We start from the raw sequence: 13,352 nt of genomic DNA on the forward strand, positions 1-13,352 counted from the left end.
CGTGGGCCCGGGCCGGGTCGCACCCCGCCGCGCCGCGCCGCGTCGGCCCGGGCCGGGCCGGGTGGCACCCGACCACGCCGCGTCGGCCCGGGCCGCGCCCGGCCGGGTGGCACCGGCCCGCATGGCCCGGCCCGGGTACCGTCACCGGGGACGGACCACGCATCCCGCAGGACCCCGGCCAGCCAGCCCCCGAGCGACCATACGGACGATGACCCAGCAGACGACCCTCGAACACCCGGCCGACGCGCCCGCCCCCGGGCGCGGCCCGCGGCGGCGGCGGTGGCCGTTCGTGCTGGCGGCGGTGGCTCTGCTGGCCCAGATGGCGGTCGCGATGCTGACCACGGCGGTGCAGCAGACACCCACGATCGACGAGCCGGTGTACGTCGGCACCGCAGTCGTCTACCAGCAGCAGCACAGCCTGCGGTACAACCCGGAACACCCGCCGCTGGGCAAGCTGCTGATCGGTGCCGGGACGGCGTTCGCGCATCCGCGGCTGGCGCCCGCGCCGGGTGACACCCAGGAGCAGATGGGCCAGCGGCTGCTGTACGCCTCCGGCAACGACCCGTACCGGCTGATGCTGCTGGCCCGGCTTCCGGTGATCCTGCTGACGCTGCTGTTCGGCCTGGTGGTGCTGGCGTTCGCGGCCGACCTCGCGGGCCGATGGGCGGGCCTGCTCGCGCTCGGCCTGTACGCGTTCTCGCCCGACGTCATCGCGCACGGCGCACTGGCCACCCTGGACGTTCCCGTGGCGGGGTTCCTGCTCACCGCGGCATGGCTGCTCTGGCGTGCCCGGGGCCGCCCCGGCCGGTACCTGCCGTTGGCGGGGCTGGCGCTGGGGGCGGCGCTGGCCACGAAAATGAGCGCGCTCGCGGCCGTACCGGTGATGCTGGGTCTGGCCGCGGTGTCCGTGTGGTCCGCGGCCCGGCGCGACCCCGAATCCGGCACGGAAGCCGCGAAACCGGCGTGGGACGGTCGGTGGCGGCGGGTGATCCGCATCGCGGCAGGCCCGGCCGTGGTGGCGGCGTGCGCGCTGGCCGTGGTGTGGGCGAGTTACCTGGCCGTGGACCCCCGGCTGCACTGGGTGACACCACCGGACGTGCCGGTCATCGGCGGGTTACGCGGCCTGATCACGGACTGGCTGCCCGTGCCCCGGGCGTACCGGGACGGGATGCGGATCCAGTTCGGCTTCGAGGACGACACGTACCGCGGGTTCCTGTTCGGGCGGCAGTACCGCGGCGCGCTCTGGTACTACCTGCCCGCCGCACTGCTGGTGAAGACCCCACTGGGCATGCTGGCGCTGTGGGCGGCCGGGGCGCTGCGGATGGTGACGACCCGGCGGCTGTGGCCCGCGGCGGCGTACGTGGTGGTCCCGGCCGCGGTGCTGCTGCTGGCGGCGATGAGCGGCGCCCGCGACTACGGCACCCGGTACGCGGTGTTCCTGCCGCTGTTCCTGGCGGTCGCCGCGGGCACGCTGGTCACGCTGCGCCGTCCCCGCTGGGCACGCCCGGTCACGGCGGCGCTGGTGGTGTTCGTGGCGGTCAGCTCACTGCGGACGTTCCCGTATTACCTGCCGTACTCCAACGAGGCGTTCGGCGGGCCGGCCCGGACCTACCGGTCTCTGCACGACTCGAACGTCGACTGGGGCCAGGACCTGGGCCGGCTGGCCGACCGGTTGCGCGAGCGGTATCCGGGCGAGCAGGTGTGGCTGGTCTACAAGGGCAGTGGGATCCCGGCCGCGTACGGGATCACCGCCCGCAATCCGCTCGCGGTCCCGGCGGATCAGGTGCGCGGGCTGCTCGTGGTGTCGGATTCGCGGATCGATCGGCCGGGCAAGCAGCTCAAGGCACTGATCGACGGCAGCCGCCCGGTCGACGAGGTGGGCCACTCCATCACGATCTTCCGCCGCCCGGGCTGAGGGGGCTCATCGCCGGCGCTGCGCCGCTACAGCGGTGGCCGCACGACGAACGTCGCCGCGTCCCCTGCCGCCTCGGGCGCCAGCACGAGCTTGCCGTGCCGGACGGTCACGTACTGGTCGGGGAGGTTGGCGGAGCGCAGCGTCACCCGTTCGCCCGGTTTGTCCGACCCCGGGCAGAACGTCGCGTCGGCCGCGAACGTGCCGTCCCCGGGCTTCTCCCGGTCCACCTGGATCTGGAAGGCGTGGTGCCGCAGGAAACGACCCGGGCGGGCGGCGGACTCCAGTGAGACGCACGCCGGGTCGGCCAGTCCGGGGCGCACGACGAAGCGGGTGGCGAGCCGGTCCTCGGCCTTGTCGCCAGGCCGCGCGACGTCGATCAGCGTCCGCTCCCGGCCGCTGCCGACGCGGTGGCCCGGGCTGGCGGCAGGCTCCAGCCCGATGACCGCGCCCGCCGCGAAGACCGGTGCGGGCGGGGGCGGCGACGGTGCGACCGTGGTCGCGGCCTGGGTCGTGGGAGGCGGGGTCACGGCCGGGGTCGTGGGGGACGTGGCCTGGTCGGGGGTCGACGGGCCGGCCGGGTCCGCCTGCGCCGAGGTGGTCCGCGGCGGCGGCGGTGCCGTCCGGGAACCGGGCGCGGCCGCGGAACGGCCCGGCACCCCGGCAGTGACGGGGATCACCGGCTGCGCCGGGGACGACGGCACGATGAAACGACTGGGCGCGGCCGACCGCGACTCGCGCACGAGCAGCATGGGCACGGCGATCGCGACGGCGAGCAGCACGGCGGAGCCGGTGAGCGTCGCCTGGCGAAGCCGCGAGCCATCCTCTGTGGACATCCGTTCCCATCCCCGATCGCCGACGGTGACCGCGACAGACTATGGTCGGCTCCGCGGCCACGATCCGCAAGGGCTGAAATGGCGGTGCTCGCCACGCCAACAGGGGCGGGACCAGGGCAAATCGGGCCGAGACGCCGACCGGGATCGATGCACCGTAGCGGCCGTGATCAGGCACTGTGCGGTTGACACGCCGGTCACCGTTCGACGAGGGTTTGCCGCGTGAGCGACGACTGGCCGACCGCGGGCACCCTGCTGGCCTCCCGGTACCGGCTCACGACCCGCCTGGAAACCGGCGGGATGGCCGAGATCTGGCGCGCCGACGACGAACTGCTCGGCCGCCCGGTCGCGCTGAAGCTGCCCACCAACCTCACCGCCTCCGCGGCCGAGCTGCTGCAGCTCGCCTGGAAGGAGGCGCGTACCGCGGCCCGGCTGTCGCACCCGCACGTGGCGGCGGTGCACGACTACACCGAGGCGATCCGTCCGGACGGGTCATTGGCCCCGTTCGTGGTGATGGAACTCCTGGCGGGCGAGACCGTGGCGGCCCGGCTGGCCGACGCCCCGCTGCCGTGGCGGGAGGCCGCAGCGGTCGGGGCGGCGGTCGCGGACGCGCTGGCCGCGGCGCACGCCACCGGGGTCGTGCACCGCGACATCAAGCCGGGCAACGTGATGCTCACCCCGACCGGCGTCAAGATCCTCGACTTCGGGATCAGCGCGGCCACCGGCGATCCGGACGACGACGAGACCGGCCGGACGTTCGGCACCCCCGCGTACGTGTCCCCGGAACGGCTCGACGGACGTCCCGCGGAGCCCGCCACGGACGTCTACGGCCTGGGCATCCTGCTGTACGAGATGGTGACCGGCGACCCGCCGTACCCGGTGGACACGTGGGAGGAACTGGACGCCGCCCGCCGGTACCCGCCCGCGCCACTGCCCGCCGACCTGCCCGCGGAGTTCCGCGAACTGGTGCACCGGTGCCTGGACGAGGATCCCGCCGCGCGCCCCACCGCCGCGCAGGCCCGCGACCGGTTGACCGCGCTGGCCCCGCCCGCCCGCGGCAGCCGGAACGCGGGGCGCGACCCGGTCGGGTACACCGCCGGCCGCGCCCCCGCGCACACGGTCGCGCTGACCCGGCCACGGCGGCGCCGCCGGCCCGTACGCGCTGCCGCGGTCGGGCTGGCCCTGGCGGCGGGCGTCACGTTCGTGGTGCTGGGGGTCGTCCACCGCGCGGACGAGCCGGGGCGGGCCGCGCCTCCCCCGGCGGTGGCTGCGCCGCTTTCGCCCGTACCGTCCTCGGCGGCGCCGTCGGCGACCGCTCCCCGCGCCCGGCGCAGCCCGCCCACTCAGGCCCCGCTGGACGTCGACGTCGCGCTGCGCCGGGTCGGCGCGGCGGTGCAGGACGGCAGGGCCGCCGGGGACATCCGCCCCGACGTGGCCACCGACCTGGCGAACCTGCTGCGCCCGCTGGCCGGCGCATCGGCCGGTGACGTCGCGGACCGGGTCGCCGACCTGCGCCGCAAGGTGCGTGAACGGGCGGCCGAGGGTGGCATCACTGCGGACCGGGCGGACGTCCTTCAGGCCCGGCTCACCGACCTGGCCCGGGCCGCCCGGACCTGAACCGCCCAGGCCGCGGGGTCAGGCCGAGCCGCGCAGCACCAGGCGGGTCCGCAGCACGATCTCACTGTCGTCCAGGGCCTCGCCGTCGAGTTTGGCCAGCAGCAGCCGGACCATCTCCTGGCCCATCTGCTCGATCGGCTGATGCACGCTGGTCAGCGGAGGCTCGGTGTGCCGGGCGATCACCGAGTCGTCGAAGCCGACGACCGCGATGTCCTGCGGCACGCGCAGGCCGCGCTCGCGGATCACCCGCATGGCGCCCGCGGCCATCATGTCCGAGGCCGCGAAGACCGCGTCGACGTCCGGATAGTGGTCCAGCAGCCACCGCATCGCCGCGGCGCCGCTCTCCTCGCTGAAGTCGCCCACCGCCACCGGCCCGTGCCCGGCGACGTCGCGGTAGCCGTCGAGGCGGGCCAGTCCGGCAGCCATGTCCTGCGGGCCGGCGATGGCCGCGATCCGGCGGCGGCCCTGCCGGTGCAGGTAGTGCACGGCCTCGCGGGCGCCGCCGCGGTTGTCCGCGTCGACGACGCAGCCGGGGGCGGGATAGGTCGGACGCCCGGCGCGCACCGTGGCCAGGCCGCGTTCCTCCAGCTTGGCGGGCAGCGGGTCATCGCCGTGCAGCGACAGCAGCAGCGCCCCGTCGACATGCTGGCGGGTCAGATAGCCCTCCAGGCGCTGCCGCTCCTGCGGCGACTGGGCGATCATCAGCAGCATCTGCAGGTTGCGCACGATCAGCGCCGAGGAGATCGACTGGACGATCCGCCCGAAGAACGGTTCCGCGAAGAACCGCTCCCCCGACTCGAAGATCACCAACGCGATCGAGTCCGTACGCTGCGTGACCAGCGCGCGGGCGGCGCGGTTCGGCACGTACCCGAGTTCCTCGATCGCGTCCTCGACCGCCTGCTTTGCCTGCGGGCTGACCTGGGACGAGCCGTTGACCACCCGGGACACCGTGCCGCGGCCCACGCCGGCCCGCAGGGCGACCTGGTCCAGGGTGGGCCGCCCGGTCGAACGGTTCCTCCCGGTCGTCATCGCGTCCCACGCTCCCTCGCTCGCGTCCCGTCACAAGCTACCGCCCCGTGGCCAGGCCCGCGCCGGCCGGTGACGGAGATCGATAACGGTACGCTACCCGGGGGTCACCGCGTCCCGCTCAGCAGCGGACGCCGCCCCACTGCTGGCACAACACGATGGTCTCGGCCGCGGTCTGCAACGACACCGCATCCGCGGCGTGGGTGAAGATGTCGCCGCTCTCGCCCCAGTAGCGGGTCAGCCCGGAGTTGGTGCCCGTGCCGGTGTAGACCGTCAGCGTGTCGCCGGGCTGCAGCACGGTGTGCGTGAGGAACTGGTACCGGTACGGCCGGTTGACCAGCATGTGCCCGAACAGGTCCACCGCCTCGGTGCTGGTGTTGGTGAGGTCGACGTGCTCCGGGCGGCCATCCGGGTCCAGCTCCATGGTCACCTTGCCCGCCAGCGGGCTGGTGCAGTTGAGCATGCACGGGTACTGCATCCAGGCGCGCACGTCGCCCTGCCGGTCGAACAGGTACGCCCCGTCGCCCAGGGTGTGGGACGCCGCACCCACGTTCTCGAAGACCGGACCCGTGAGTCCCCAGTACTTGTGCGTCGCGGTGTTGGTGCCGCGGCCGACGTGCAGGAACACTGCTCCGTTTGCGGGCACCACGGTGTCGGACGGGAACGTGTAGCGCCGCAGCCCCGAGTCGCGGACCCACCAGCCGCCGATCCGCACGTCGGCGGGCGAGTCGTTGCCGACGCGCACCCACTCGCCGTTGAGGTTCTTGGCGTCTTCGCCGTCGGCGTCGGAGTTGACCCACACGCTGATCTTGCTGCTCTGGTACGGCCCGGACCCGCAGCTGTCCGTGTCGAACAGGTTGATCCCGTCGTTGGCGGCCAGCGCCTCCATCTGGCGGTACGTCGAGTCCGCCGCCCACTCGCCGCCGAACGGCTGCCACAGCGTGAGCCCGCGGCGCACCAGGTCGGTGCCGATGTCCCGCCACTGGCCGTTGATCTTGACGGAGATGGATCGCAGCGGCCGGTTCCGGCTGCTGCTGGAGGCGTGCAGCGCGGTCATCCGGACGACGCCGCCGCCGGCCCTGACGAGCTGCTCGACCCGCGCGGTGGCGGCCAGCGCGTGGCAGTCACCGCGCCGCTTCTTCGGGTTCGGCGAGTAGACGTGCTGCTCCATCGCCTGCATGCCGATGATCCGTACCGACTTGGGGGTCTTCGTGCCGTCGCCGTTGATGTCGACCAGCACCGTGTCGCCGTCGGCGACCCAGGCCACCTTGCCGGTCCACACGTGGCAGCGCGGGCTGCCCGCCACGGGCAGGCACGCGCCCATCGCGGCGGACGCCGGGGCGGCGGTGAGGGGCACGGCGACGAGCGCGGCCGCGAGCGCGGCGGTGAGACGGCGCAGCACGATACGGACCTCCCGGGGGCGCGGTGAGCGACGAGAACAGAACGTCGAAGCTCATCGACCGGCGCGGAGGCGTCCTTAGGGTTGTCAGCGGGACCCGGCCCGATCAGCCGGCCAGGTCCAGCACGTACGAGTCGCCCGCGCGGTGGAAGCCCAACCGGCCGTAGTACGGCGCGAGCATGCCGGGCGGGGTCACCACGGTCTTGCAGCCGTGCTCGAGGAAGTACCGGCTCTCCCGGTAGACGAACTCCCCCGGCGTGAAGTCCCGGTACGGCGGGGTCACGTAGTCCAGCTCCACCTGGGCGACGCCGTCGCCGCTGGACCGGAACACCACCGCCCCGACCACCTCGTCCCGGTTGACCACCAGGAACGCGGCGCGGTCCGGGCTCGGCCCGGCCGGGCGGAACCCCGGGTTGAACCGGGCGATGTCGTCACGGTGCCGCTCCAGCACGTACCCGAGCATCTCGTCGTCGGAGCGCACCTGCACGACCCGGTACGCCCGCTCGTCGTGGCGGGTCGACAGCATCCGCCACAGGTACCAGATGTTGATCACGCAGAGGACGACGTTCAGCCCGACCATGGGCCAGACGCCCAGTGCCGCGTTGAAGCCGATCAGCACCACGCAGCCGACCAGGTTGAGGGCGCGCAGGCGCAGCAGCCGGCTCTGCAGCAGCGACCACACGAGGAGCGCCGAGCCGGCCCAGCCGATGATGTCGAGCCAGGTCACGGGCCCAGCCTAGGCCGAATGATCTTCGGCCTCCGCGGCGGGTTCGGCCTCGGCGCTGCGCCGCGGCCCGGGAACCATGAGTTCCGGAAGCGGGGGCATCGACGGCGCTGCCGCCGGGCGCGCGGGCGCCGCCGCCGCGGGATGCACGAGCGGGCCGCCGGGCTGCGTGGGTGCAGCCGCGGGCTGGGCCGGTGCAGCGGCGGAGTTTGTGGGTGCAGCGGCCGGGTGTGTGGGGGCAGCGGACGGGGACACCGGCTGCGGGGGCATCGCCGCCGGCGGCACGGCCGCGGGCTGGCCCGCCCGTTCCTCCGCCGCGTGCCGCGGCTCCTCCGGCTCGTCGAGCTCCAGTTCGCCGTTCACCTGCGGCTGGTCCAGCCACAGCGCGCGGAGCTGGCCCTGCATGAACGCGGCGAGCCGGGCCCGGTACTCCCGGTCGAACTGCTCCAGCGCCTCGATCTGGTCCTGCAGGTCCTCCCGCTTGGCGCTGAGGCTGCCCACCACGTCGTCGAAGCGGCGCTGCGCCTGCACCCGCAGCGCCTCGGCGTTTGCGCGGGCGTCGGCGTCGACGGACTCGGCCCGCGCCTGCGCGTCGGACACGATCAGGTCGGCGTTGCGCTGCGCCTCCTCGACCCGCGTACGGGCCTCGATCGCGCCCCGCTCGGCGGTGGCGCGGGCCTCGGCGAGCACGTGGTCGGCCTCCCGCCGTACGGCGTGGGCGTGCTGCTCGGCCTCGCGGGCGATCTGCTCGGCCGCGGCCAGCGCGTCCGTCCGGATCTTGTCCGCCTGCCGGTGTGCGGTGGCGACGTGCTCCTCCGCGGTGCGCTGGGCGAGCGTGAGAACCTGCAGGGCCTGGTTGGGGTGACCGGCCGTGGGGGTCATCAGGACGTGCTCCGAGGTCACGCCGTCGGGAGACGTTCCGAGGATCACCTTCATCCGGTTGTCAGTCACACGGACCTCCATACGTACGTGGGCACCCGCGGCGGGCCGAAACGCTCCGGCCGCGGGTCGGATTCGGACGCACCGCGGACGCTCCCGAAGGCCGTCCGGGCTGGAGCGCTGGCCATGATCCGCGCGGGAGCCTACCAAGCTGAACAGGCACTTTGCGATAGCCGAACGGCCCGGCCCGGTTGCCGGAGCCGCTCGCGGACGGGTGCCGTGCGGGCGCCGAGCCGCCGCCCCGGCGACGGCTGGACGCGCCTACGCCGCGATCCCCGGCGATAACCGGACTGGTGCTACGCCGCGGTCCCGGCGATGACGAAACGGCCCCGGCCGAGCCCCTTCGCGGAGTACATCGCGGCGTCGGCCGCGCGCAGCAACGCCGACGGCCGCCACGTGGCGTCGGCGTGCCCGGTGCCGGCGCCCGCGATGCCGATGCTCGTCCCGACCGAGTACGCCGCGCCCTCGTGCAGCACCGGCGCGGCCACGTCGCGCAGGATGCGCTCCGCGATCGGTACGGCCGACCGTGCGTCGAGATCGGGCAGAACGATGACGAACTCGTCACCGCCGAGCCGGGCGACCGTGTCCCGGTCGCGGACCGCGGCGCGCAGCCGGACGGACACCTCACGCAGGATGGCGTCACCGGCGGCGTGCCCGGCCGCGTCGTTGATCGCCTTGAACCCGTCGAGGTCCAGGTAGAGGACCGTGGTGGTGGGCGGCGCGCTGTCCAGGACCTCGCCGAGCGCCGCCCGGTTGGCCAGCCCGGTGAGCGGGTCGTGCAGCGCCTGGTAGCTCAGTTGCCGCTCGGCGCGCTCCAGCGAGCGCAGTGCGCTGGCGAACCGGACGAACACGAACAGCAGGGTGATCACGGTCGCGGTGAACAGGGCGATCCGCTCGGCCGGGGCGTATCCCTGCCGCGCGAACGTGATCGTGGGCGCGGTGAGCAGGCCCACGCCGAGGAACCAGAGGCGCGCCGGGTGCAGCGTGCGCCGGGCCTGCGCCGGCCGGGTCAGTTCACCGCTGCCGGGGTGCAGCGCGGCGGCGATCAGCAGCCCGTTGCTGAACAGGATGATCCCTGTCGGGACCATGACCGCGACGGCGTCGCTCGGGATGTAGGTGGTGCCGAGATCCGCGGCGATGCGCAGCACAGCCGAGGCGAGCAGCAGCCGGGTCGGCGTCCCCCGGACCCCGGGTGACAGGACGAGCAGCAGCACTCCGGCGGTGATGATGACGTCCCCGAGCGGTGCCATGATCACCAGGTACGCGTAGACCGGCTCCGCCGCCAGATCCGCCAGGTACGGCGAGATGAACGCGACCCAGATGGCGATGCCGACCGCCGTGGTCAGCGTCAGCATGTCCAGCACCGCGGGTCGCAGCCACCGGCCCGCCCGCCTGCGCGCCATGCTGACCAGCCCCGCGCCGTACGCCACGTACCCGAGCGTCCACAGGACGGATTCCAGCAGCCCGGGTTCCGCATGCCCGAGGAGCCGGGCGATCGGGTACGCGGCGTTGCCGGCCAGCCAGAGCAGTTGCCCGCCGGCGATCCACAGCCACGGGCGCCGGTCCTCGCGGCGGCGCGGACGCAGCGCGCAGGCCAGTCCGATCACGCAGATGCCCGCGTGCGCGACGAGGTAGATCACGTCGCCCGTGTCGTCGCCGGCGGTCACGCCCGAGATCATCGCGGCGACCACGGTCGCGGCAATGAACAGGTACACCGGCAGAACCCTCACGGCCGGTGTGATCGGCGACGGAACGTCCGAGTTTCGCCTTGTACCCGAATCGCTGCCCGCCCGGCGGACCGGGGCGGTGCTGCCCTTACCGTGGTCGGCATGATGACCGATCTCGCACAGCGCATCGCCGCCCGGCTCCACGAGACGCTCGACCAGCGCGTGGGCGCCGAGATCAACGTCCCGCACGCCGAGCGTGGCATGGCGGCGGGCGGCCCGGACTTCCCGATCATCGCGCTCACCGTGGAGGAGGTGGCCCGCATCGCGGCCCGCGTCGCCGCGGAGACCCCGAGCACGGCCCAGGAAACAGGTGGGGCCGCGGAATCCCGGCCGTGACCACGGAACCGGCCCTCGTCGATCGCGGCGGGCGGCGCTACCCGCTCGGCGAGCCGCGCTGGTGCGGCGCGGACGGCTCCCCGCTGGCCGTCACCGCGCTCGGCGGCCTGACCCGCGACGACGTCGACACGACCGTACGGTCCCAGTGGCGCTACGCGGCCGCCCTGCCGATTCCGGTCGCGCAACCGGTGAGCCTGGGCGAAGGCGTGACGCCGCTGCTGCCGTTGCGGATCGACGGCCTGGAGCTGGCGGTCAAGCCGGAATGGCACAACCCGACCGCGAGCTTCAAGGATCGCGGCACCACCGTGATGATCTCGGTCCTCGCCCAGCAAGGGGTTCGCGAGGTGCTGGAGGACAGCAGCGGCAACGGCGGGTCGTCGGTCGCCGCGTACGCGGCCGCCGCGGGCATCCGGGCCACCATCCTCGCCCCCGCCGCCACGTCCGCCGCCAAGATCCAGCAGAGCCGGTTCCACGGCGCGACGGTCGAACTGGTGCCCGGCCCCCGGCAGGCGATCGCCGACGAGGCCGTGCGCCGGTCCGCGACCACGTTCTACGCCAGCCACAACTGGCACCCGTTCTTCCTGCAGGGCACGAAGCTGCTGGCGTACGAGATCTGGGAGGACCTGGGGTTCTCCGCGCCGGACGCGGTCGTGCTGCCGGCCGGTGCGGGCAGCCTGGTGCTCGGTTGTCACCTGGGCTTCGGTGAACTGCTCGCGGCCGGGGCGATCCGGCGACGACCTCGCCTGCTCGTGGCGCAGCCGCAGCACTGCAGCCCGCTGGTGGCCGCGTTCACGGCCGGAGCGGACGCGGTCGTACCGGGCGCGTGGCAGGCGACCGTGGCCGAGGGCACCGCCATCGCCCGCCCGGTCCGCGACCGGGAGGTCCTGCACGCCGTCCGGGCATCGGGCGGCGACATGGCGGCGGTCGCCGAGGCAGACATCGGCCCCGCCACCGCCGAGCTCGCCCACCGCGGCCTGTACGCGGAACCGACCAGCGCGATCGTCGTCCCGGCGATCCGCGAATTCAGGCGCCGCGGTGCCCTGCGCAACGGCGACACGATCGTGGCGGTGCTGACCGGCTCCGCCCTGAAGGCGTCCGACGCGATCGCCGGACTGCTCGCTGCGCAGAACCCGCCCGCACCGAACGGGTGACCCGGCGTGTTGCCGACGGCCATGACGCAACGTCCCTTGTAGGGTGACGCACTGTCGCGCTGGACGCAGCGCGGCGCATGCTCCGGAACCTGTTCCCCCATCCGGACGCTCCCCCACATCACCTGCGCCGGCCGCCCGTTCCCCACCGCGCCCTCGTGCCGGTCGGGCGTTGCCCGGCGCCCCCGGAAAGGACCGCAGTGTCAACTGTTCGAGTACCGCGCTGGGCCTTGGCGGCCGGGGCGGCCGTGGTCACCGTGCTGGCCCCGGCAACTCCGGCGCTGGCCGCGGACGGCGTGACGCCGTCGACGTACACGGGGTCGTTGAAGCCCGGCGACCACGTGACGATCAACAAGACCGTGCACACCCCGCAGGTGCTGCCCAAGCCGGACGTGTACTTCCTGGCCGACACGACCGGCAGCATGAATCCGGCGCTGGACAACGTCCGGCTAAACGCCGGGGCCATCGTGGGGCTGGTCGACGGCGCCGCCGCTGACGCCCGTTTCGGCGCCGGCCAGTACCGCGACTTCCCGACGCTGGGCAGCTTCGCGTACCAGAACGACGCCGCCATCCCGGCCGCGGACGACAACGGTGCCGCCGCGCACGGCGCCATCAACGCGTGGTCGGCCGACGGTGGCGGCGACGCCCCCGAGGCGAGCCTGTTCGCGCTGCACAAGCTGGTGACCGCGGCCGCGTTCCGCTCCGACTCCAGCCGGATCGTGGTGTGGTTCGGCGACGCGCCGGGCCACGATCCGGTGTGTTCGGCGATCTCCGGCGAACCGGGCGACGTCACGGAGGCGTCGGTCACCGCGGAACTGCAGGCGGCCCACGTCCGGGTCATCGCGGTGTCCAGCGACACCGGCATCCCGGACGGCCTCGACGGCGACCCCGTCTCGTCGTCGACGGAGTACGGCGCCTGTGGCGCACCCGGCGGTGCCCCCGGTCAGGCGACCCGGATCGCGAACGCCACCGGCGGCCGGGTCTTCAACGACGTGGCCCCGGGCGACATCTCGGACGCCATCCTGGCCGGGCTGACGAGCCTGCCGGTGACGGTCAAGCCGGTCGCCACCTGTGACGCCGGCCTGAGCGCCTCGTTCGACGCCCCGGAAAAGACCGTGACCAGCGGCGACGCCGCCACGTTCGTCGAGACGCTGACCGTCGGTGCGGGAGTGTCCAGCACGGCCCCGCTCGGGTGCACCGTGGACTTCCAGCTCGGCGGCCAGCCTGCCGGGGCGGCGTACGTCGAGACGAACACGATCACGCCGATCATCAACAAACCGCCGGTGTGCACCGGTGTCAAGGCGAGCAAGGGCGAGCTGTGGCCGCCGAACCACAAGTTCGTGACCGTCTCGCTGGGTGGCGCCACCGATCCCGACGGGGACACGACCGCGCTCACGATCACCGGTGTGACCCAGGACGAGGCGCTGAACGGCACCGGTGACGGCGACACCGGTCCCGACGCCGCGTGGGTCAGCGCCGGCGTCAAGGACAAGGTGCAGCTGCGCGCCGAACGCGCCGGCACCGGCGACGGCCGGGTCTACCGCATCGCCTACACCGTCAGCGACGGCAACGGTGGCACCTGCACCGGCACCGCGACCGTCGGCGTGCCGCACGACCAGGGCCACGGGTCCGCGGTGGACACCGCCGCGGTCGTGGTGAACTCCTTCGGCAGCTGACCCCGGGCTGCCCCC

Annotated in this window: 11 protein-coding genes; 5 read left to right on the forward strand and 6 right to left on the reverse strand. The window is 73.9% G+C overall.

What is annotated here, in order from left to right; genetic code table 11:
• The first annotated feature begins 208 nt into the window (after window positions 1-208).
• Window positions 209-1,915, forward strand: coding sequence for a phospholipid carrier-dependent glycosyltransferase (locus ACMCNK_RS08425; RefSeq protein WP_412735833.1), 1,707 nt, complete (start codon window positions 209-211; stop codon window positions 1,913-1,915).
• Between the two features lie 26 nt (window positions 1,916-1,941).
• Here the strand turns inward: ACMCNK_RS08425 and ACMCNK_RS08430 are convergent, their stop codons facing one another.
• Window positions 1,942-2,748, reverse strand: a complete 807-nt coding sequence (locus ACMCNK_RS08430; RefSeq protein ID WP_412735834.1) for an AbfB domain-containing protein — start codon at window positions 2,746-2,748, stop codon at window positions 1,942-1,944.
• 219 nt (window positions 2,749-2,967) lie between these two features.
• On the opposite strand from ACMCNK_RS08430, the gene ACMCNK_RS08435 reads away from it, so the two are divergent.
• Window positions 2,968-4,362, forward strand: coding sequence for a serine/threonine-protein kinase (locus tag ACMCNK_RS08435; protein WP_412735835.1), 1,395 nt, complete (start codon window positions 2,968-2,970; stop codon window positions 4,360-4,362).
• A gap of 18 nt (window positions 4,363-4,380) precedes the next feature.
• Here ACMCNK_RS08435 and ACMCNK_RS08440 read toward each other — a convergent pair whose 3' ends face one another.
• From ACMCNK_RS08440 to ACMCNK_RS08460, 5 genes are all read right to left on the reverse strand, one after another.
• The gene (locus ACMCNK_RS08440; RefSeq protein ID WP_412735836.1) at window positions 4,381-5,391 is read right to left on the reverse strand and encodes a LacI family DNA-binding transcriptional regulator; all 1,011 of its coding nucleotides are present in this window, start codon (window positions 5,389-5,391) and stop codon (window positions 4,381-4,383) included.
• Window positions 5,392-5,509: 118 nt separating this feature from the next.
• Entirely contained in the window at window positions 5,510-6,790 is a 1,281-nt protein-coding gene (locus tag ACMCNK_RS08445; protein ID WP_412735837.1) for a lamin tail domain-containing protein, read from the reverse strand.
• Window positions 6,791-6,893: 103 nt separating this feature from the next.
• Window positions 6,894-7,514, reverse strand: a complete 621-nt coding sequence (locus ACMCNK_RS08450) for a hypothetical protein (protein WP_412735838.1) — start codon at window positions 7,512-7,514, stop codon at window positions 6,894-6,896.
• 9 nt (window positions 7,515-7,523) lie between these two features.
• Window positions 7,524-8,462, reverse strand: a complete 939-nt coding sequence (locus tag ACMCNK_RS08455) for a hypothetical protein (protein ID WP_412735839.1) — start codon at window positions 8,460-8,462, stop codon at window positions 7,524-7,526.
• A 284-nt stretch (window positions 8,463-8,746) separates the two neighbouring features.
• Complete coding sequence (locus tag ACMCNK_RS08460; RefSeq protein ID WP_412735840.1) at window positions 8,747-10,180, reverse strand: diguanylate cyclase domain-containing protein; 1,434 nt, start codon at window positions 10,178-10,180, stop codon at window positions 8,747-8,749.
• A 99-nt stretch (window positions 10,181-10,279) separates the two neighbouring features.
• Between ACMCNK_RS08460 and ACMCNK_RS08465 the strand changes: the two genes are divergently transcribed.
• The 3 genes from ACMCNK_RS08465 (at window position 10,280) to ACMCNK_RS08475 (ending at window position 13,337) form a co-directional block, all read left to right on the forward strand.
• The gene (locus tag ACMCNK_RS08465; RefSeq protein ID WP_412735841.1) at window positions 10,280-10,513 is read left to right on the forward strand and encodes a hypothetical protein; all 234 of its coding nucleotides are present in this window, start codon (window positions 10,280-10,282) and stop codon (window positions 10,511-10,513) included.
• Window positions 10,510-11,664, forward strand: a complete 1,155-nt coding sequence (locus ACMCNK_RS08470; RefSeq protein ID WP_412735842.1) for a threonine synthase — start codon at window positions 10,510-10,512, stop codon at window positions 11,662-11,664. The genes ACMCNK_RS08465 and ACMCNK_RS08470 overlap by 4 nt, the downstream gene beginning before the upstream one ends.
• A 197-nt stretch (window positions 11,665-11,861) precedes the next feature.
• Window positions 11,862-13,337 (forward strand): vWA domain-containing protein, encoded by a 1,476-nt coding sequence (locus ACMCNK_RS08475; protein ID WP_412735843.1) that lies wholly within the window; start codon window positions 11,862-11,864, stop codon window positions 13,335-13,337.
• The last annotated feature ends 15 nt before the right edge of the window (window positions 13,338-13,352 follow it).

Origin of the sequence: Krasilnikovia sp. MM14-A1259, assembly GCF_047159535.1 — a bacterium.
Classification (GTDB): domain Bacteria; phylum Actinomycetota; class Actinomycetes; order Mycobacteriales; family Micromonosporaceae; genus Actinoplanes.